Origin of the sequence: Lentilactobacillus raoultii (assembly GCF_900411375.1) — a bacterium.
GTDB classification, from domain to species: domain Bacteria; phylum Bacillota; class Bacilli; order Lactobacillales; family Lactobacillaceae; genus Lentilactobacillus; species Lentilactobacillus raoultii.
This window is the reverse complement of the sequence record NZ_LS422986.1, coordinates 178,357-199,690: the sequence shown is the minus strand read 5'-3', so window position 1 is coordinate 199,690 and position 21,334 is coordinate 178,357. Positions and strand designations below refer to the sequence as shown.

Genomic DNA, 21,334 nt, shown 5'->3' with positions numbered 1-21,334 from the left:
GTGTTACCACCTTTGTTCCTAATTATCTCACAATAATTAGCTCAAAAAGTACGGCTTAGGCTCATAAACTTAAGCGATACTCCATTGCGGTAATGGGCGCATTCCCAGTAACTACTACCATTGAAATCATAGTTACAACTTGTAGACTACTTTCATTTTTAATTCGATTACCCCATCGCACCAAATTGGGATTCTCTTCAAATCGTCATAAAAACTACTCTTCTACGCATCGTTTTTTTCGAATATCTTGTTGTCATTGTCTAAGATTCTATTGACTTAACATGAGAATGTCAAGGGTTTTTCTTAAAAAATGTGAAAATAACTTATTACGCTGTGGCTGGTATTCGACTTAAACCATTGGTAAATCAACTTTTCCGGACTGTGGCAAATGATGAATGGCATGCTTCAGCAAAAACGGTGCGATCATTGTCGACAAAATAATCACTAAAATTAAAACTGAATAATTAGTTTCGGAAACCAAGTGGGATGAAAACCCAATTTGGGATGTAATCAGTCCCATCTCACCACGACTAATCATGCCACTGCCGATCATGTAACTACTGTGAATATCAAATCCGTTTATTAAAGCACCCAGACCACAGCCAAATAACTTACTAAGACACGCCAAAATAGTTAAAACCCCAACGAATCCCAAGGAGTGTCCTAAATGAGTGAGGGACATATTTAAACCGATACAGGCAAAAAACATCGGGACAAATAAGGCATAGCCAATCGGTTCCATATGGTTTTCAATAATGTTGCGATAAGGTGTATGAGCCACCGCAATTCCCGCAAAGAAAGCTCCGACTGCCCCACTGAGTCCTGCCAAATCTGCCAGCCAGGCCATCCCCAAACAAATCACCATTGAGGTAATGGTGACACTTGACGCCATTAATAATTTTTCACCAACCCGCATCAAGTACGGAACAATCCACTTAACCATTAAGTAAGTCAGACCAAAGAAAGCCAGTTGTTCAATCACAATCCAGAGTAACCCAATCAAAGATGACCCTGCAGCAGCACCCTGAGTACCCATGATGCTGATCATGATTGATAACAGGATAACGCCAATAATATCATCAGCTACGGCAGCACCTAAAATAGTTGCCCCTTCCTTAGTATCCAAAGATTGATAATCTCTAAGTACCTCAACAGAAATCGAAACGGAGGTTGCACTAAAAACCACCCCAATAAACACGGCCACCATCGGTTCAAAAGAAAACGCCAGGCTCGCGGCGCCAATGAGGATAACTGGAAAAATAACACCAATTATGGCAACAATCACGGCAGGCCGCAGATATTTTTTTAACAACGATAAATTACTCTCCAACCCGCCAATAAACATTAAAATGATCACACCGATTTGTGAAAAAGTATTCAGTAATGCATTGAGATGGACCATGTTCAACATCGCAGGGCCAACTAAGATTCCGACTAATATTTGACCAATCACTGAGGGCATTTTAAGCCGATTCGAAAGATGGCCTGCCAGAGTCGTTAAAATCAATAATAGACACAAGGTCCCGATAAAAGTCATTCCTGATGCTCCCTTCAACATAGATTCCCAAGGAAGTCTTGACGATCAGCTTTTATCATGATTATGTACAAAAATCCCTCAAAACCAAACTGGTCTCAAGGGATTAAATTTAGAAAAATTGATTTGATTTATCGCTGACATTCCTCGAGAACTAACGATAAATTGAATTAAACAATCGTGAACGTTAGTTAAATTCAATATAAGCTGGTTTGTTTTCAAAGTCAACCAATCTCAAAATCACAAACCAACCAAAAACCGCGAACTCGAGCTAACAATCAGCTTAACGAACAACTTTAACAGCTTTATCAGAATAAACCAGGTGGGCACCTTTGCCAAATCCATGCAGGGTGACGTGATCAAATTTACCAACCCGTTTATTGAACGTTAGAACTGTTCCATTTGAACCGGATTTTCCATCGAGAACCAGGTTCCCGTTTAGATGAGCCGTTTTTGAAACTGTTAGATGACTACCGTCAGTTGTTGTTAGTGTGCCTTTATTTCCTTGCGTATAATCACCATTAATTGTCACATGTTTGGCGCTTAGTTTAACAGATCCGCCGTTAAGTTTAACACTGCCTTTACCAAGTGCGTGGTCATTAGCGGCAATCAGTGATCCATCGGCCACCGTTGTGCCGCCACTATAGGTGTTATCTCCAAGCAGCGTTAGCTTTCCTGAACCGTCTTTTGTCAAGCCGCCTTTACCTGAAATAGCATTCCTCCAAGTATCATTGGCTTCAAAGCCACCTTTTGAGGCGTCCATTTTAACTGTCGTATTGGTAAGTAATTCGCCAAAACCATTAGCTGCCTTAAATAAGTTCAGTCGACCCCACCCTTCAGGATCATCGAGCATTGGGTACCCGGACGGCAAACCAGTTGTGTAAAGAACTTCTCGGCGTTGCGTATCTGACAAGTAAGGGAATCGGGTCTTTAAGAGGACCTCAGCACCTTTCGGGACAACCATTGGTTTAGTAGTACTGCTGATTGGTTTGAAGCCGTAAGTCAGCCGATAGGTATAATCTTTCAGGTTTTGTTCATAGTTGGCAAAGGAATCTTTTTCACTCGGATCACTGGCTTTGCTTAGCTGCTTTTGGGCATCTTGATAAGCCTGATCGGCTAACTGCTTATTAGCAGGATCATTTAATGTGGCAGCTGTCATAGCAGTTCCAAGTACTCGGCCACCAATCACCGCAAATGGCGAATGTCGGCCAGCTAAGACTCGATCATACCCTACTTCAGAGGAACGGGTAATTAATTGTTGGAAACGTTGTGGGAAAACATAAGCAAGACTCTCACCAGTTTCAAAGGCGGCTGTCGTATGGCCACTTGGAAAATCATAATCATTTTGTTTAGCCGCTGCCATGACATTTGCTAAATACGGATTGACCTTCACCTGGTTACTTAACCGGTAAGGGCGCACGTATTTAATATAGGCTTTTGGTGTCCCAGTACTTGACCAGTCGGAATCTTCATCAAGGTTCACTAATTTAACCACTGACCCTAATTTTGAATTTTCATCCGCCCACTTCATGGAACTGTATGGTGAATTTGCGGGAAGCGGTGAACTAGGGATACTATTGAAGTCCGTTTGGGCATTCGCATCATTGATGAATGCATTGGCGTAGGGTCCCAACCCACTGATTAAGTTGTATCGAAGATCCCGCCGATCCGTCAGATAGGAACGATCAATTTCAGCCTGCGTTTCATGATTAGTGATTTGGATTGATTTATCCAGGTTTTCTTGAAGCAAAGGGGCATTTTTCTTGGTGCCATCTGGTGACCAATAAGTTAAAAACGTATTATTAAAAATCGAAATTGCCGGATTATTTTCTGGTGTCGTATTAGCTTTAACATTTTCTTTGTAGTGATCTACAAAATAGCCATACGGTCCCTTCGCCGGCGTCAAAGCTTTATCTAAAGCCTGGCTTGCCGAACTCTTAGCTGCGTGAGTAACGACACTCTGACCTGAAAATGCAACCCCAACGATCGACAGGAAAAAGGCACACTTCAATGCACCCTTAATTAATGATTTTGACTTTGTTCGATTTCCCATTAACTTACCCTCCAAGTAATCATTTGATTATTATGAAATGCTTATCAGAATCACAATAATGGTCAACACAGCAAGTGAGATGATCCACCCAATTTTGGGCGTCTGTCTCATTTCGTTCAGCACCGTTGACATGATTTTCACCGTCCCTCAATAAAACGTCCTGATAATCATTCACCTTTCAACTATTAGGATAACCACATCGTGTAAATCATCAGCTAATTATCTGTAAAAAGTATGTAAAAAATAATCGCAAACCAAACTGCGAACAAGTTCTTGATTTCGGAAACTAGTTTGCAGTTTGGTTTGCGATTGATCAGCTCACTTATTAGTGGTTCTCTGTGGGTCGATAATCCCTGAATAAAGTCGCCTGACTAATTCTGGATTAGCTTTGCCTGGATTTAATTCAACGATCTTCCCACTGGTATTATAAACAATCCATTCAGCCAGATTAACAATGTGATCCCCAATTCTTTCCAGTAATCGAATCACCAAAAAGTAACTGGAACTTGACTGAACTGTCTCAGTGTCGTTATGAACCGACTTGGTAATCTCATCTCGAATCAACAAATACTGCTTGTCGACGTCAACATCCTCTTTGGATAAATTTCGAGCCGCCAACTCATCATTTTTCGAATAAGCGTCAAGGGCTTTTTCCAACATATCGCGAACCTGTTCCGTCATTTTGGCGATTTCTTTTTCAACTCCCGGGATCCGGGCCTGCCCCTTCATTCGAATCGTTTCTCGGGCAATGCTGACAGCATGGTCCCCGATTCTTTCCAAATCAGAACTGGCTTTTAAAATGCTGATGATCACTCGAAAATCAGTTGCCACCGGTTGTTGTAGTGCAATTAATTTTAACGCCTGCTTTTCGAGATCCATTTCTTCGCCATTGGTATTGGTATCCGCATCGATCACTTCTTGAGCCAACTTTTTATCATGTTCAATAAAGGCCTGGGTTGAATTATAAATTTGTTCACTAATATTCAGCCCCATTTCAACAAATCGACCATGTAGTTTTTTTAATTCATCACCAAATAATGCTCTCATTCTCGATCACTCCCCTATCCAAATTTACCATTCAGGTAATCACTCGTCTCTTCTTTATCTGGATTCATAAATAATTTTTCTGTTTGATTATACTCAACTAAATCACCGTTCAATAAGAAGGCGGTGCGATCGGAAATCCGAGATGCCTGCTGCATATTATGAGTCACAATAATGACGGTATATTTATCGTGAATGTTTAGTAACGTATCTTCAATTTTGGCACTGGAAATCGGATCTAACGCGCTAGTGGGTTCATCTAGCAAAATCACTTCTGGTTGAACTGCCAATACCCGGGCAACGCAAATTCGCTGTTGTTGACCACCAGAAAACGACAAGGCATTATCGTATAAATGATCTTTAACCTCATCCCAAATGGCGGCCTGTTTTAGACTGGTTTCAACCCGTTCATCCAGAAGGCTTTTATCCCGCACACCGGCCAGCCTTAAGCCGTAAGCCACATTTTCATAAACACTAAATGGAAAGGGATTAGGTTGTTGAAATACCATGCCAACGCGTTTTCTCAACTCAACCACGTCAACCTTGGGTGCATAAATGTCTTTTCCTTCCAATTGGATAGAGCCGGTGATTGTCACGTCCGGAATTAAATCATTCATCCGGTTTAAGCATCGTAGGTAAGTCGACTTCCCACATCCGGATGGCCCGATTAACGCTGTAATTTCATGCTCCGCAAAATCAAGATTGATCCCATGGAGGGCCTCATACGACCCATAATACAAATGCACATCTTCTGAAGTAATAATTTGTTTAGTTACTGGCTTCGTTACTGATTTTTCCATTGGTCGGCCCCCTTTAGCCAAAGTTTCCAGAAATATAATCTTCGGTTGCTTTTATCTGTGGATTAGTAAAAATTTTTTCTGTTTTATCATATTCCAAAACATGACCCATATGAAAGAAAGCCGTGTAGTCAGCAATCCGTGATGCTTGTTGCATGTTGTGTGTCACGATGATGATGGTGTAACTTTTTCGCAATTCTTTTAGAGTTTCTTCAATTTTAGCAGTTGAAATCGGGTCAAGTGCACTGGCGGGTTCATCTAAGAGTAAAATGTCCGGTTTCATTGCCACACAGCGAGCGATACAAAGCCGCTGTTGCTGCCCACCGGATAAAGCCAGTGCGCTTTTATCAAGGTCGTCTTTGACTTCATCCCAAAGTGCTGCCGACTTCAAACTGTTTTCAACTCGGTAAGCCAATTCTCGTTTATCTTTGATACCGTTTCGTCTTAACGCAAAGGTGATATTTTCACGAATTGATTTGGCAAACGGATTTGGGCGTTGAAAAACCATACTAATGTGTTTCCGAACTTCATAAACGTTAATTTTTTTACTGTTAATATCCGTTCCTCGGTACATGATTTTACCTTTAACGGTCGCGATCGTATCGTTCATTCTGTTTAAACATCGCAGGTAAGTTGATTTTCCGGATCCTGAAGCACCAATCAGTGCCGTAATCCGATACCTTGGAAATTGAAGGCTGGCATCATGCATGGCGTGATTATCCCCATAAAACACCTGCAAGTTCTCGGTTGTCAGCGCCTTTTCGGTTGGAATATTAACAATATGAGTTTTATCAAAAGAATAAGTTTGCATAATTTCCTCCTACTTAGCAGCCGTCATTTTCTTAAAGACCCAGTTCCCCAAATACCGTGCCAACAAATTAAATAGTAAAATCACGACAATTAAAACGGCTGAAGCACCACTGGAAATTTGCAATGCATCTGTGTTACACCTTCTGTATTGACTTTCCAAATGTGAACAGCCAACGTTTCAGCTGGTCGCATTGGATTCAAAAAGCTGGCGGCACTGAAAGGATTCCAGTTTGAGTAACTCACAGTTGGCGCACTTTGACCAGCCGTGTAAATTAAGGCAGCGGCTTCACCAAAAACTCGACCGGCACTTAGGATAATACCGGTTAAAATTCCCGGTAGTGCCGCCGGAAAGACAATTCCGGTAATCGTTTTCCAGCGGGAGAGGCCAAGTGAGAGACCGGCTTCCCGCTGCAAATCTGGCACGTCTTCCAAAGACTCTTCGATACTTCTTGTGAGTAACGGTAAATTAAAGAATGTTAACGCAATCGCACCTGCTAAAATTGAAAATCCTAAATTGAAACGGATAACAAATAATAGGTAACCAAACAAACCAACGACAACCGATGGCAGTGAGCTCAGTACTTCGATGGCTGTCCTGATCAGACTGGTAAACCAGTTGTTTGGTGCGTACTCAGATAAATAAATTCCTGATCCCAATGCAATTGGAAACGAAATAATCAGTGTCAGTACCAGTAAATAGAGTGAATTAAATAGTTGATCGCGAATACCGCCCCCGGCCCTAAAGGATTGGGCAGCGGATGTCAAGAAGTGTATTGAAACGTGTGGCACCCCAGTTATCAAAATGTACCCGAGTAAGAAAACCAGAATCCCGACAACCGCCGCCACAAGCAGATAGATAACGCTGGTGGCAACGTTGTTTACAGTTTTTGAGTTCATTTCTTTAAGCTACCTCGCTTTCCAATAAATCGAACCAGAACATTAAAGACTAACGACATTAATAGTAAAATCAGTGCTAATGACCACAACGCATTGTTGGGAAGTGTCCCCATAGTGGTATTCCCAATGCCGGTTGTCAATTGACTGGTCAAAGTCGATGATGGGGTTAAAAGACCGTGCGGCATCAAAGTGGCATTACCAATCACCATTTGAACAGCCAGTGCTTCACCAAATGCCCGGGCCATCCCAAAAATAATCGCCGTTAAGATCCCGGGAGTTGCTGCTCGTAACACCACTTTATAAATGGTTTGCCATCTGGTAGCTCCCAGCGCCAATGAGGCGGAACGATAGTACATTGGTACTGACCGAATACTATCAATCGACAGTGACGTGATCGTTGGCAATACCATGACGAACAGGACCGTTGTTCCGGCAAGAATCCCAAATCCGGTTCCACCAAATGTGTGACGAATTAATGGCACAATAACTGATAAGCCGATAAATCCATAAACAACTGATGGAATGCCGACCAATAATTCAATCACCGGCTGCAAAAATTTAGTCCCGCGTCTTGGCGAAATTTCTGTCATGAATAAGGCAACCCCAAGGGCAAATGGTGTGGCAACCAGTGCTGCCAATACCGTTACACAAAAGGACGTTACAATCATCGGCAGTGCCCCGACTTCAGGCTGCCCATGAGAATCAAGCATCCCTGGATTCCAATTTTTACCAGACAAGAATGCCCATAGACTCACGTGATTCTCAGTAAAAGTTGCCAGGCCGCGTGTTGTAATAAAATACAAAATTGACAAGACCAGCAACCCAACAAATGTGATACAAACGTAGCTGATCGTTTTACCAAAATAATCTTGATGGGTCGCCTTGGAAGGATGCTGCAGTTCTTTTTTGATCCCATCCAATTTCAGTTTATCGTCAGTTTCTGATTTAATCCCTTCCATACATTGATACCTCCTAATTTAAAGCTGTTCAGTCATAACCTCTTTAAAGCGGCGAGAGGCTGGAGACAACACAAACTTGCCTCCAGCCTCCACCATAGCCACGCTACTTAGGTGATTTTAAACACTGTTATTTGTTTGTCACTGCACCGCTGGCATTCTTTTGAACTTTCATGTCATGAATACTGATGTAACCAAGTTTTTGAACTAAGCCATCCTGAACCTTGCTGGAATTCATATAGTTTAAGAATTTCTTTGTTGCAGCGTTAGGTTGGCCCTTAGTGTACATGTGCTCATATGACCAAATCTTCCATTTATTAGTTTCAACGTTTTGATCCGTTGGTTTAACGTTGTTAACGGATGGCGCTTCAATTTTGTTATTAACATAGGAGAAGGCTAGGTAACTGATGGTCCCAGGTGTACTTGAAACAATCTTTTGAACCGTTCCGTTTGAATCCTGCTCCTGAGTCTTGATGGCTTTAGCACCTTCCAAGACTGCCCCTTCAAATGTTGCTCGAGTACCACTTCCGGCAACCCGGTTCACGACATTGATCTTTTCATTTTTACCGCCAACTTGTTTCCAGTTCTTATATTTCCCAGTGAAAATCCCTTTTAACTGAGCCATCGTAAGATTCTTAACGCCAACGTTCTTGTTAACGACTGGTGTCATTCCAACGACTGCCACCTTATGGTCAACTAATTTGTTAGCTTTAATTCCTGATTGTTGTTCTGCAAAAATATCAGAATTTCCAATTGTGACCGCGCCTTCTTGGACTTGACTCAGTCCGGTACCGGAACCACCACCTTGAACAGAAATGTTTACTTTACTGTTATCTTTTTGGTAGTCGCTGGCAGCCTGCTCAACCAATGGCTGAAGTGCGGTTGAGCCAACGGCCGTAATTTTAACATTGGAACTAGAAGATGACTTCTTTGATGAGTCGGCGCTATTTGAACCACATCCGGCAAGTAGAACCCCCATAGCAGATAACGCAACGATTGCTGAAAAAAAGGATCTTTTTTTCATGATATGATTTCCTCCTAAATTGAAACCCATTTTTTGGTACTCATTTAAGTACAGCCTTAATATATCAACGTCATGTAAATATCGAGTTTCGATTATGTAAAAGTATCGTAAATATCACCGATTTTAGTTAAAAGTATGGCATAACTTAAGATGTAATCAATTTATCTAAAATGGAGGAAGAATAGATGCCATTGGAAATTCTACTCATCAGTCAAGATTTACAACTAGCCAATCAGCTCAAAAAAATGTTAAATTCCTTTAGCATTAAAATGCGCGTCTCTTTTGAACCACTCGAACATCTCCTACAGCAAATTTCCGGTGTCGTCTGGGATTTAAACAGCATTGCACTGCCTAAAAACCCTTCGGAAATTCAAATCATGAGAAGCCAGGTTGCCGGACCGATTCTATTACTGGATCAAACCGCCGAGCCCGTTGAAACAATTTGTCGCTACTTTTTGAACTATCATTTAGACGACTATATTCAAAAATCACCAATCGAAGAAATTGCTGCCAGAATTGTTCAAAAAGTATGGGTCTATCAAAATAAAGACCGTCTGCAAATTACTAAGCAGGGGCAAGCCAACAGCAATCTTACCGCTGGTCATTTAAAAATTGATTTGGATAAATTTCAAGTCAAGAACGGTCATGATCGCCTGAGTTTAAGCCCAATTGAATATAAATTACTATTATTCTTTATCAGTCATGCCAACACGGTTTTAAGCCGAACCCAAATTGCCTCAGCCGTTTGGGGAAATACCAGTGGCGCGACTTTAAGAATTATCGATACCCATATCAGTAATCTGCGAAAAAAAATTGAAAAACAGCCTAAAAACCCCCAAATGCTTAAAACCATTCGCGGCTTTGGCTATCTTTTTAAAGTTGAAAACAGAGCTACCAATACAAGCCAGGCTAAATCATAAATAAGCTGAGTCAGGTTCAAGACCAACATCAGGTCTCGAACTCGACTCAGCTTATTTTAGTGATCCTTAAGTGACTTTGAATGTCACCTTAAATTTTTAGTTGTCAACTTCCCGTTTTTCCGCACGAGCTAATAAATCCGACTTGATTTGAGATTCCATTCGTTCGTATTTAAAATAGAAAATCATAATCGCGGCCACGATGGCATAGATAATAACCGGCAGCCAAATAAACGAGAAACTAATGGCTGCAGAAGCTTGCGCCGTCTGAGTATGATGAGCAACAAATCCTGAAGCTGACAAGATTTTAGATGGAATAAAACTGCCAAAACCTGATCCTAACTGAATACAGAACGCACTACCGACTGCCGTTAGAAAGCCTGGGGCTCGATAACCACTCTTCCATTCGCCAAAATCAACTGTATCCGCAAGCATTGCGAACGGCATTGACATGGCAAACGAAGAACCAATGACACCAATGGACCAGGCAATAATAACCATCACAAAGTTACTGCTAACAACTGCCATCAGGGCTTGACCAGCAGCACCAATTGCTAAACCGATCAACATGGTTGCGGTCTTGTTGGTGATCTTAACAACAAACGGAATTGAGATACTTGAAATAACTCCCAGCACCTGTAAGCCATTAAAAACCGAAGCTAGTTGGGCATTTCCCAGATTATATTTCGCATAATAAGTTGAAAAACTATTTCGATCAGCCTGAGCAATCCAAAAAATCGCAAAGGCACTAACTAACAAATACCATGGCACATTGCCAACGGTCGCCTTTAAACTGTGTTTGAAGGAAACCGATTTCTTACTAACCGGTACCCGTTCCCGCAGGTTCTTAAAGGCCGTTAACAGTAACAGAACCGTGATGACCCCAAAAATCGAAATGGTAATTGTAAAACCAAGCTTGTTATTGCCATTCCCAAAGAATGCAACTAGCGGTAGCGTAAAAGTACTGGTTAAAAATGATCCGACCAAGCTGCCCACCATTCGATAGGAATTGGCACCAATTCGTTCCTTGGCATCCAATGTCAAATTTGGCAAAATGGCAGTAATCGTTGTTTGAATCCCGGTATAAACCACGCCAGCCGCCAAAATATATGTCAAACCGGCATATATTAACTTAGCAGTCCCTTGCAGATTGGGCGCTGAAAATGCCAGTAACGTACAAACAGCGAAGGGAATTGCTAACCATAAAAAGTAGGGTCGACTTTGTCCCCACCTCGTGTGCGTATGATCTACGATAGACCCCCATAAAATGGCACTAACTGCATCAACAATACTGGCCAGCAGAATAATCACACCAGCCCCTGAAACCGGAATATTAAAAACGTCTGTATAGAAATAAAGAATGTAACTGGACATACTGACGTATAGTAAATTTCCTGCCATATCAGTAAACGCATAACTTATCTTTTCAAAAACCGGTAGCTTAGCAACCGCCTCGTTTTCCTCTTCATTTAATTCCAATAAACAAACCTCCAATATAAAATAATCAGTTTGTGAAAATACGCTTATTATAAGTTAGAAAATAATTGATTTCAACCCCGTTTACAATATCTAAAAGAGTATAAACACCAGTATATTAGCCACCTTAAACACTTTTTACAAAAAACAATATTTTAATTAACAGCTTTTTCAACATTTTCAGTTATTTATTTAGTATGAAAACTAATCTCAAAAAATAGATATCTGATTACATAAAATAAACTTTTACTATCTTAAAATTATGGAAGGCCTTTTTCCGATTTCATAATGATAGTAATCGTGTCTACCCTTCATCTATAAGGAAATTTCAAAATTACAATAGTTAGTTAGATGCGTTTCTCTGTAAATTCAACTAATTATTTTTTAAATCTTTCTGAAAATAAAGTAGCTTTTATCGAAAATAAGTTGTAAAATGTTCAATAATAAATTCATATTATTTTCATTCTGCTTAAGAAAATGATTTTTTAGAAGGGAGTTTGGTACATGGATCATGTAGAAAATGATGTTACCACTTATCCAGCCTATCTGGCCGGTCAATGGCAGCCAAGTGAATCGCATGAAACTATTGCGATTCACTCGCCTTGGCAACGTGACGTTATCGGCCATGTTCAAGCTGTTACTCAATCAGAGGTTGATCAAAGTATCCAAGCCGCCAAAAATGCCCAGCATGAATGGGCAACACTATCTTTAGGCGAACGTGGTCAATACCTAAATCAATGGGCACAGGAGCTGGCAAAAGATAAGGAAAGTCTCGCAACTTCGATTATGACCGAGGTTGGCAAAAATTACGCCGATGCTGAAAAAGAGGTCGTCCGGACAATCGATTTAATTCGATACACCGTTCAAGAAGCTTTGCACATGCATGGTGAAAGCGTCCGTGGGGATGGTTTTCCCGGCGGCTCAAAAGAAAAACTCGGCATTATTGAACGAGTCCCGCTCGGTGTCGTGCTTGCCATTTCACCATTCAACTATCCAGTTAATTTAGCCGCTTCAAAAATCGCACCGGCACTCATGGCTGGAAATGGTGTGATCTTCAAACCAGCAACTCAAGGATCGATTAGTGGGATTAAAATGATTCAAGCCTTGGATCGCACCGGCATTCCATCCGGCATTTTAAGTCTGATCACCGGTCGAGGTTCAGAAATTGGTGACTACTTAACTGAACATCCCGGCATTAACATGATTAGTTTTACGGGCAGTACCCGAACCGGTAAACACCTTTCTCAAAAATCGATTATGATTCCACTGGTCTTGGAATTAGGCGGTAAGGATCCAGCAATTGTTTGCCAAGATGCCGATCTTGATTTAACGGTTAAAAACATCATCAGTGGGGCCTTTTCTTATTCTGGTCAACGATGCACAGCCGTTAAACGGGTTTTAGTTGATGATCAGGTTGCCGATCAATTGGTTGCTAAATTACAAAAAGCAGTTGATGCCCTCTCCGTTGGATCACCAAAAAATAATCGCATGATTGTTCCATTGATCGATAACAAATCAGCCGATTTCGTCCAAGGATTGATTGATGATGCAATGGATAAGGGTGCCACCCTAGTAACTGGTAATCAGCGTAAGGAAAACCTATTGGCACCAACGCTGTTGGATCACGTCACCGAAGACATGGATATTGCTTGGGTAGAACCATTTGGTCCGGTTCTACCAATTATTCGAGTCCATTCAGTCAACCAGGCGATTCAACTTGCCAATAAGTCTAATTTTGGACTGCAGGCCAGTGTCTTTACTCAAGATATCGATAAAGCACTGGAAATTGCGGGGGCTATTGAAGTTGGCACCGTCCAGGTCAACGGCCGACCGGAACGGGGACCTGATAACTTCCCATTCCTAGGCGTGAAGTCTTCTGGAATGGGCACTCAGGGTGTTCACAACAGTCTGTTGTCAATGTCTCGTGAGAAATTAACCGTGATGAATCTTAAATGATCCTAATGAACAAAAACACGCAAAACAAAACGTACTTCTAAAAGCCAACGGACTCAAATCAGTTTAAAAGACTGGTTTGAACCCGTTGGCTTTTATATATTTCTACATTGCTCTTAATTAAGAGCAGGGGCACTCTTCCCCCTTAGGTAACTTGAGATAAATTTTCTAATCCATTTTTCCAATCTGCTTATTAAGATAAACCGACGCAATTATCAGAAAAATAATAAATCCAATGGTGGCTCCTAAATAATAGATTTCAGGTATATTGGGAATCGCTATCAGTGCTGTTAAGATACCGGCAACATGCATGATCAATCCAACAATTCGTCCCGCAAATAATGACTTTTGATCATACGGTTTTCGAGCAGCATTGTTACCCGCTATCAAAAACAGTAATTTGCCATGCCTAAATGCAATGCCCAATCCCCAAAATAGGATTGTCAAGATGATTAATCCCAAAATTGCCATTCTTTATTCTCCCTTACCTCGATTTCGATGAAAATAGATAAACTGATATACCAGAATCGCTAGAACGACTAATAAAAATATTAATGAGTTAATGCTAACCGCTTTGGTGCCTAATAAAATAAAGGCCCCAGTAATCAATATCATCTCAACCATTTCACCACAAAAAAGTAATAACGTTTTTGTAAATGGCATGTTCATTATCATTCGACCTTTCCACTAAAGATTTTTTCAATACTGATTAATTACTAAAATTATCGAAAAGCTTTAATCGTTGAGCTTTATCAATTAGATGTAAGCGTTTTATTATAAGTATATTGTATCATCTTTTAGCTCAATAATTAATTGTTTCACAAATATTTTGTTAATTAATCTCTTCAGCTTAACTAAAGATCGAAAATAATTAATCTGCTTGACTATCATTTTTCCATTTTAATCACAAACTCTCATTATGTTAACCTGCATATCTGATTTTTCATCTCAGTGAAGCAGACCGTCACAAATTCATTGCCATAAATTTCTTTTAATTGAGATTGCCAATCCCTGGGAACGCCTTCTGCGCCCACAATTGGCTGCAACCATTGATTTGTCGGTAACAGTTTTAGTAGTTGGTGCTTCGTAAATTGTGAAAATAATAAATTCTGTCCATAAAATAGTGCTAGTTGATGCTGAAACTTAGGGTGATCAATTCTGCGTAATAAATGATTGGCATTGTTTCGATCACCTAACAGCAAAGTGGCCTTGGGAAAATCCGTTATCAAATCGAACCGCTGCTGTTTGTGCGCCTGGGCAATTTTAGACGTCAGTTTGATAAACCAGATCAATTGGTGATGTTCTAATTCAACCAAAAGTTTTAATGTACTGAGATCGACCACGCTCATTTGAAAATAAAACGGCTGCATTTCAGTTTGCATCAAATGTGTTTTCAAAAGTCGCCCAAGCAGGTCAAAGTCACGTGGGTTCGACCATAATATTTCTAATTGCTGAGCTTGTTTTAACCAAACCGGATGGGTGGCAATTCTAAGCGTTAGCCATTGAATTCCCCAATTTGACTGTTTCTGCAGCAACCAATATGAACTCGCAGTGGAGCGTGCAAAATTTCGTGCAACTAAGTTCACCCCAATCGGCAATGCCCACCTGACTGTTTGTTCAAGCCGGCGACGATAATCCGCCATCGTTGTAAATGAAAAGTCTGGAAGTGAGGGCCGTAATTTTGCCATAGCGATTCTTCTTTCTTTAATTCATAAATCTAATCAGTAGTTATTCTAACATGCCATGAGATCCACCAAGAGTTAAAAACGGCCAAAAAAGTTGAGACAAGGTCTAATTCTTGTCCCAACTTTTTCTGATGGCATATAACTACATGCCCATGGTTATGATTGAAGTGCTTTAATGTTTAGAAAGTCTCGAATTTCTTCAGACGGAATTGATTTGATCGCTGGACCGCCAATTTGATGTAGGTAAACCAGATTTAAATGACCGGTATGATTCTTTTTATCATTTTTAATCTTATCAAAAATATCACTCGATTCCAGAAGTGGCGAACTTACCGGTAATCCGACAGCATCCAAACGATTAATCAGCTTTTCCGTGACGCCCGCTTGGGTGAGTCCCTTTTCTTCAAAAATACGCGTTATGGCCACCATCCCAACACTGACAACCTCACCGTGACGAAGATCGCCGTCTGCCAAAGCCTCAATTGCATGCCCGATTGTGTGGCCGAAATTAAGGACTTGACGAAGACCGCCTTCTTTTTCATCACCCATAACAACATCAGCTTTGTATTGAATTGACAAACGACTTAGCTCTTCAGCATTCTCCAGAATGGCAGATGGTGACTCAATTTCTTTAACCAATTCCCAAAGTTTACCATCCGTTAAGGCGGCCTCTTTGACAATTTCACCATAGCCCTCAACTAAGTCCCGACGATCCAGGGTGGTTAAAGTTTCCGGATCAATAATCACCAAGTCCGGTTGATAAAAGGCACCAATGATGTTTTTGGTAGTGTCTAAATCAACGGCCGTTTTGCCCCCAACCGAACTATCTACCTGTGCCAATAATGAAGTGGGCATCTGAATCAAGCTGATTCCCCGCATGTACGTTGCGGCAAGAAAACCGGCCAAATCACCGGTAACCCCGCCACCTAATGCAATCACACCATCGTCTCGGGTAAAGCCGTCAGCCGCCAATTCTCGGGTCAAATCAGCCAATACTTCAAGCGATTTAGAAGCTTCACCGGCTGGAAACTGGTAGTTATGAACAGTAAAGCCGACACTGATCAGTGCATCCGAAACTTTTTGTTGGTACAGGGGGGCAACATTACTGTCACTGACCAACGCAATCTTTCTTTCATCCCAGACACTTGAAACTAACTGACCGGTACAACTTAAAATGCCACTTTCAATTTCAACATTGTATGAATGATCGGGTAAAGTCACTTTGATAATTTTCATAATTCAACCTCACTTTTTTCTTCAACTGGTGTCGTTAATGTGTTACGAATTGCAAATGCTTGGCGTGCCATTTCAAGGTATTCATCGGGCTTTAATGCTTGGGCGCCATCTGAAAAGGCATGGGCAGGATCATCATGAATTTCAACAACTAGACCACTAGCGCCAACAGCTACCCCGGCAAGTGCTTCGGGTGTTACAAATTCAGTGTGACCGGCAGCGTGACTTGGGTCAACGATGACTGGGTAATGAGTCAGTTTTTGGAGAACTGGAACGGCTCCAACATCCAGCGTGTTACGGGTGTATTGATTATCAAACGTCCGAATGCCACGTTCCGTAATCATAATCTGATGATTACCACCTGCCGCAATGTATTCAGCAGCATTTAAAATATCATCAATGGTTGCGGACATTCCCCGTTTTAACATGACCGGAATACGGGTTTTTCCGACCGCTTTAAGCAGTGAAAAGTTTTGCATGTTTCGGGCACCAATTTGAAAAATATCGGTGTATCGGGCGATCATGTCAACATGATCCTGGTCCATAACCTCGGTTAAGACGTCCAAATCGTATGCATCAGCGGCTGCCCGTAGATACCTCAAACCATCTTCACCCAATCCTTGAAAAGAGTAAGGTGAAGTTCGTGGTTTGAAAGCCCCACCTCGAAGAACGGTTGCGCCGCCACGTTTGGCAACCGCCGCCATTTTCATCACATGTTCAGCTGATTCAACCGAACAAGGTCCCGCCATCATGGTAAAGTGGCGACCACCAATTTCACTGTGCGCCGTTTTGACAATGGTATCCTCGAGATGAAATAGTCGACTCCCCTGAACTGCTTTAGGCGGATTATCGATAATTTGCTCAGCTGCTGCGCGTTCATCCGGCGTTAAGTCAGTTTCGGTAATTCCTTCCAAGGCAACGCGATTTTGATGGACAAAGACATCATTTGTGGTCCCAAATCGCTTTTGAAGTTCATCAATCATGTGTTCCTGACCTGCTTTGATAATAATAATCATGTTAACATCCTCTTTTCATTTTTTTCAAATTTTAAAACCGAAAACTGTATAAAATAAAACTCCCGCAGTGTTCAAAACACCACGGGAGTTCTTTCGTGTTATTATCGAGATTCTGTCTGAATCGGTCCCGCAGTATTTTGATCGTTTACTGTGTGACCGATTTAATCATGCTGAAAAACTACTGGTCGCACAGGATTGCTGACAAGTGTCCGCATCCTGTACGATGTAGACACTACCAAAACCAGTAGTAATAAAATCGATTAATTTTTCGATTGATCTTCGCCATGATTAGAATCTCCTTAAAAAGTTAAATTTTAATTGTTGTTAGCATATAATTTATTTTCAGGCTTGTCAATAAAAAGATTTCAAATTTCGTAAAATAAGCCACTTATTTAAACTAAATGTTCGGTTATTCAGCAAACTTCTCCCCCACTCAAAAGCCAATCATGTCAAAGATTAAGCAGGTTTACTCCTCATCTATAAAATAAAAAATGAGCCCACAATATTTTTTGATTACCTAAAGCAATTCGGCTTTTCGATTGATTCAATTCAGTTATTTTTAAAAACAATGAGATTAGATTTCTATAAATTCTTGACATTTTATGAGAATTGCCCTATTCTATTGTCAATCAAATAGTCGTTCCTAAATAAACCATTGATGTGGAGATCAAGATTGTTGTGCACGTAAAGAGAGTCGTGATTGCTGAGAAAACGATCGAACGCAGGCAGTTAAATGGACCACAGAGGGTTCTCCTGAAAGCGGCATGTTCAGTACGGAGAAACGTTCAGACAGACGTCAGTTGTCGGAGATGTGTTGGCATCTCGCCAAGGGTAACGAGTCGGTTAAAACGGCCGGTTAGGTCGCCTCATTTGCCAACCCGTTAAATTAAGGTGGCACCGCGGAAAAATCCGTCCTTAACAAGTAAAAACTTGTTTTGGACGGATTTTTATTTTGAAATTAGTTTGATCGGAGGGTTCACTGAACATGAAACGCACAACTAAACGATGGCAGCCGACTATTTTTTAATCATCAGATTTTAAAAAATTGGAGGCTAACCATTTATGACAATCGAACAATTAGAACAACTCGCTAAGAACTACCCGGCAATTCCTGTAACACTTCAGTTTCAAGCAACTGATTTTGACCCAATTGCGGTTACTCAAACCTTTGACCAGCCGGAGCATCCCTGCTTTTTATTAACTGGAAAGCCTAAGAAAACCGAAGATGGCTATACCTTTATCGGCTTTAATCCTGTTGAATCATTTACTTACCGTGACGGTGTGCTCACGACAACAACCAAGGAGGGGCATGTTTCACATGAAACAATTGCTTTGAAACCGGTCCTTGAAAAGATCCTAAAGCAACATCAAACCCCCGTTTTAAATGATCTCCCACCATTTCTAGGTGGCCTGGCTGGTTATTTTAGTTACGACTATGCCAAATATGCGACCACTGCACCCCTTCCTGATGTCGCGGACCCAATGGCGCTTAACGACGCTGATCTTGTCTTGGTTAATCAGGTAATTGCTTATAACCATGCCACCAAAACCGTCACTTTAAGCCAAATTGTTCCTGCTGCTCAACTAAATAATCGTTATGACGAGATCATAACCCACCTCGGTCAATTAAAACAGCAGATTTTATCCATCAATGGTCGACACCCATTACCCGAATTTTCAATGACGCCGCTATCTCTGCAATTCTCTTTATCAACTTTTACTGAAAAAGTTCATGAAACTCAGCAGCACATCATTGATGGTGATATTTTTCAGTTAATTTTATCAAATCCGCAACAAGCCGAAATGACTGGCTCCTTATTCGCCGTTACCCCAACCCTTTTTAAAGAAAGTCCCTCACCTTATCAATTCTATTTTCGGCACGGCGACTTCGAAACCATCGGTGCATCGCCAGAGACTTTAATCACCAAGCGTGGTCAAACACTGTTTACCTACCCACTTGCCGGAACAAGACGGCGGGGTAAAACCCAAGCTGAAGATGATCGATTGGCATTTGAACTACAACACAGTCCCAAAGAATTGTCAGAACATAACATGTTGATTGATTTGGGCAGAAATGATCTCGGCAGCGTCAGCGAGTTTGGGTCGGTCAAAGTAACGGCTTATCGACACCTCTTAAAATTTGCCAACGTCATGCATATGGGATCGGTTGTCGAAAGCACCGTCAAACGCGACGCTTCCACCATTGACATTATTAATGCCGTACTGCCGGCCGGTACCTTATCAGGCGCGCCTAAAATCTCGGCGATGCAGTTAATTGGAAACCTTGAAAATCGAAAACGCGGCGTTTACGGTGGTTGTCTCGGTTATCTGGGGTTTGATGGTGATCTTGATTTATGTATCGGGATTCGCTTGTCCTACCGAAAGGGCCCCCACTTAGTGGTTCATTCCGGCGCTGGAATTGTTGCCGATAGCGTCGCCAAATATGAGTACCAGGAATTTAATAATAAAGCCAGTGCCGTTGTGAATGCATTAAAAGAGACGGCTACTAAGGGAGATGTGAGTCATGCATTATCTGATCGATAACTATGATAGTTTCACCTATAACTTGTATCAACTGATCGGCCAAATTTCTAAAGAACCGATCCAAGTCGTTAAAAATGACGCGATAACTGTCAACGAGCTGATCCATCGTCAGCCTGAAAGTCTCATTTTTTCACCTGGACCCGGTCGACCGGAAAATGCCGGTAGGATGCCGGAAATTTTATCAGCCTTTTTAGGAAAAGTTCCGATTCTCGGTGTTTGCCTTGGGCATCAGGCCATTGCGGAAGCTTACGGTGCGGATGTGATCCATGCACCCAAGCTGATGCACGGTAAACCCTCAAAAATAACTGTTACGACGACATCACCGCTATTTGACGATTGTCCTAAAAAATTTGAAGCAGCCCGGTATCATTCGTTAATTGTTGATTCCCAGACAATCCCAGCAGCCCTTACCGTGACTGCTGAAACGGCAGATCACGAAATCATGGCCATTGCGGATGAAACCAAAGCCGTTTATGGTGTTCAGTTCCACCCAGAATCCATCATGACAGACCCAGCGGTTGGCGCTCAAATTATTCGTAACTTTTTAACCATTGTTCACACGACCAACCGGCCACGCCAATTATCTGGCCGTGATTAATCCAGTTTCAAATTTGATTTAAAAATAAAACCGCAGTTCGGACAACGATTTAAGCCGTAATTGATCATCATTGGGCGGTTACATCGTGGACAACGACCGTGAATCGGTTTACGAATTTTTAGTGGCGACGTCTTTTTTTCTGGTTGTTTTTCAGTCAATCTGCTCATCCTCTCAGGTTAAATTTGATGTTTACAAACGCGTTAAAAATTGAGCAGGCATTGAATCCACCAGCCAAACACCACTTTTTGTCGGATAAAAAAGAAACTGGTGATGGGCGGCTGCCTGAGCTGCAACCTTAAAGACAACCGGATGTGGATCCCGTCGTTGACCAACTTGAATGGCCATTTGTGGATTAGCCGATAAATGAACAAAATCTCGATCCATCTTTTTTAATCCTTCAGTTTCAATTAACTTAGCAGCAGCATGCGACGTCCCATGATATAAATAGACGGGCGGCATTTGCGGGGGTGTTAGCGGCTTAACCGGAACGCTATGCCCATATAGTGCTCGAATAGTGGCTCCTTCAATGGCGTACCGTTGTTTGTCACTCTGCCGGATAATTTCTTCAATCGTTGAACGACTGATTGGTGTGCCATAGTGACGATTAAACTGCTGAATCAAATTAGCTAGATCAGTCCGACCGTATTGATCCAGTTTGATACCAATTTTTTCAGGATGATGACGCAAAATAAACGATAATCTTTTGCTCAATCTCGTTAAACGGTGATCCAAAACTAGTTTCCTCTCTCAATTCATTAAAGTCATTTGGCTATATTATATAGCGGAATAGGGTTGGC

At 41.5% G+C, this 21,334-nt stretch carries 17 protein-coding genes, 1 pseudogene and 1 other annotated feature (1 of these 19 cut by a window edge); of the genes and pseudogenes, 4 read left to right on the top strand and 14 right to left on the bottom strand.

The genetic code is table 11. The annotated features are described in order from the left end of the window. Nucleotides 1-239: a binding site (T-box leader), on the bottom strand (it extends 18 nt beyond the left edge of the window). A 110-nt stretch (nt 240-349) separates the two neighbouring features. The 8 genes and pseudogenes from ED605_RS06625 to ED605_RS06590 all read right to left on the bottom strand — a co-directional run bounded on the left by ED605_RS06625 (nt 350) and on the right by ED605_RS06590 (nt 9,115). After that, nucleotides 350-1,537: a cation:proton antiporter gene (locus ED605_RS06625; RefSeq protein WP_121978107.1), complete on the bottom strand. Its 1,188-nt coding sequence runs from the start codon at nt 1,535-1,537 to the stop codon at nt 350-352. Between the two features lie 280 nt (nt 1,538-1,817). Beyond that, the gene (locus tag ED605_RS06620) at nt 1,818-3,587 is read right to left on the bottom strand and encodes a phosphatase PAP2 family protein (protein ID WP_121978106.1); all 1,770 of its coding nucleotides are present in this window, start codon (nt 3,585-3,587) and stop codon (nt 1,818-1,820) included. A gap of 318 nt (nt 3,588-3,905) precedes the next feature. Next, nucleotides 3,906-4,634, bottom strand: a complete 729-nt coding sequence (gene phoU, locus ED605_RS06615) for a phosphate signaling complex protein PhoU (RefSeq protein ID WP_121978105.1) — start codon at nt 4,632-4,634, stop codon at nt 3,906-3,908. A gap of 14 nt (nt 4,635-4,648) precedes the next feature. Next, nucleotides 4,649-5,431: a phosphate ABC transporter ATP-binding protein PstB gene (gene pstB / locus ED605_RS06610; RefSeq protein ID WP_121978104.1), complete on the bottom strand. Its 783-nt coding sequence runs from the start codon at nt 5,429-5,431 to the stop codon at nt 4,649-4,651. A 13-nt stretch (nt 5,432-5,444) separates the two neighbouring features. After that, nucleotides 5,445-6,239, bottom strand: coding sequence for a phosphate ABC transporter ATP-binding protein PstB (gene pstB / locus ED605_RS06605; protein ID WP_121978103.1), 795 nt, complete (start codon nt 6,237-6,239; stop codon nt 5,445-5,447). 9 nt (nt 6,240-6,248) lie between these two features. After that, nucleotides 6,249-7,135: pseudogene (gene pstA, locus ED605_RS06600) on the bottom strand (phosphate ABC transporter permease PstA). Further along, nucleotides 7,132-8,094 (bottom strand): phosphate ABC transporter permease subunit PstC, encoded by a 963-nt coding sequence (gene pstC, locus ED605_RS06595; protein ID WP_121978102.1) that lies wholly within the window; start codon nt 8,092-8,094, stop codon nt 7,132-7,134. The pseudogene pstA and the gene pstC overlap by 4 nt, the downstream one beginning before the upstream one ends. A gap of 127 nt (nt 8,095-8,221) precedes the next feature. Continuing rightward, nucleotides 8,222-9,115, bottom strand: a complete 894-nt coding sequence (locus ED605_RS06590; RefSeq protein ID WP_121978101.1) for a phosphate ABC transporter substrate-binding protein PstS family protein — start codon at nt 9,113-9,115, stop codon at nt 8,222-8,224. A gap of 185 nt (nt 9,116-9,300) precedes the next feature. Between ED605_RS06590 and ED605_RS06585 the strand changes: the two genes are divergently transcribed. Further along, nucleotides 9,301-10,035 carry a response regulator transcription factor gene (locus tag ED605_RS06585; protein WP_121978100.1) on the top strand — a complete coding sequence of 245 codons (735 nt, stop codon included), beginning with the start codon at nt 9,301-9,303 and terminating at the stop codon, nt 10,033-10,035. Between the two features lie 96 nt (nt 10,036-10,131). Here ED605_RS06585 and ED605_RS06580 read toward each other — a convergent pair whose 3' ends face one another. Then, nucleotides 10,132-11,511 (bottom strand): glycoside-pentoside-hexuronide (GPH):cation symporter, encoded by a 1,380-nt coding sequence (locus tag ED605_RS06580; RefSeq protein WP_121978099.1) that lies wholly within the window; start codon nt 11,509-11,511, stop codon nt 10,132-10,134. A gap of 501 nt (nt 11,512-12,012) precedes the next feature. On the opposite strand from ED605_RS06580, the gene ED605_RS06575 reads away from it, so the two are divergent. Continuing rightward, nucleotides 12,013-13,464: an NADP-dependent glyceraldehyde-3-phosphate dehydrogenase gene (locus tag ED605_RS06575; protein WP_121978098.1), complete on the top strand. Its 1,452-nt coding sequence runs from the start codon at nt 12,013-12,015 to the stop codon at nt 13,462-13,464. 165 nt (nt 13,465-13,629) lie between these two features. On the opposite strand, the gene ED605_RS06570 is transcribed toward ED605_RS06575, so the two are convergent. From ED605_RS06570 to aroF, 4 genes are all read right to left on the bottom strand, one after another. After that, nucleotides 13,630-13,932 (bottom strand): DUF3784 domain-containing protein, encoded by a 303-nt coding sequence (locus ED605_RS06570; RefSeq protein WP_121978097.1) that lies wholly within the window; start codon nt 13,930-13,932, stop codon nt 13,630-13,632. A 446-nt stretch (nt 13,933-14,378) separates the two neighbouring features. Continuing rightward, nucleotides 14,379-15,149 carry a hypothetical protein gene (locus ED605_RS06560; RefSeq protein WP_225419064.1) on the bottom strand — a complete coding sequence of 257 codons (771 nt, stop codon included), beginning with the start codon at nt 15,147-15,149 and terminating at the stop codon, nt 14,379-14,381. Nucleotides 15,150-15,302: 153 nt separating this feature from the next. Next, nucleotides 15,303-16,382, bottom strand: a complete 1,080-nt coding sequence (gene aroB, locus ED605_RS06555) for a 3-dehydroquinate synthase (protein ID WP_121978094.1) — start codon at nt 16,380-16,382, stop codon at nt 15,303-15,305. Next, nucleotides 16,379-17,395, bottom strand: a complete 1,017-nt coding sequence (aroF, locus tag ED605_RS06550; protein WP_121978093.1) for a 3-deoxy-7-phosphoheptulonate synthase — start codon at nt 17,393-17,395, stop codon at nt 16,379-16,381. Before aroF ends, aroB begins: the two co-directional genes overlap by 4 nt. A 1,062-nt stretch (nt 17,396-18,457) precedes the next feature. Here aroF and ED605_RS06545 point away from each other — a divergent pair. Continuing rightward, nucleotides 18,458-19,939, top strand: coding sequence for an anthranilate synthase component I family protein (locus tag ED605_RS06545; protein WP_121978092.1), 1,482 nt, complete (start codon nt 18,458-18,460; stop codon nt 19,937-19,939). Beyond that, on the top strand, nt 19,920-20,537 hold the full coding sequence (locus ED605_RS06540) for an anthranilate synthase component II (RefSeq protein WP_121978091.1): 618 nt from the start codon (nt 19,920-19,922) through the stop codon (nt 20,535-20,537). The genes ED605_RS06545 and ED605_RS06540 overlap by 20 nt, the downstream gene beginning before the upstream one ends. A gap of 189 nt (nt 20,538-20,726) precedes the next feature. Here the strand turns inward: ED605_RS06540 and ED605_RS06530 are convergent, their stop codons facing one another. Next, nucleotides 20,727-21,269 carry an RNA 2'-phosphotransferase gene (locus ED605_RS06530; RefSeq protein ID WP_121978089.1) on the bottom strand — a complete coding sequence of 181 codons (543 nt, stop codon included), beginning with the start codon at nt 21,267-21,269 and terminating at the stop codon, nt 20,727-20,729. Nucleotides 21,270-21,334: the final 65 nt, after the last annotated feature.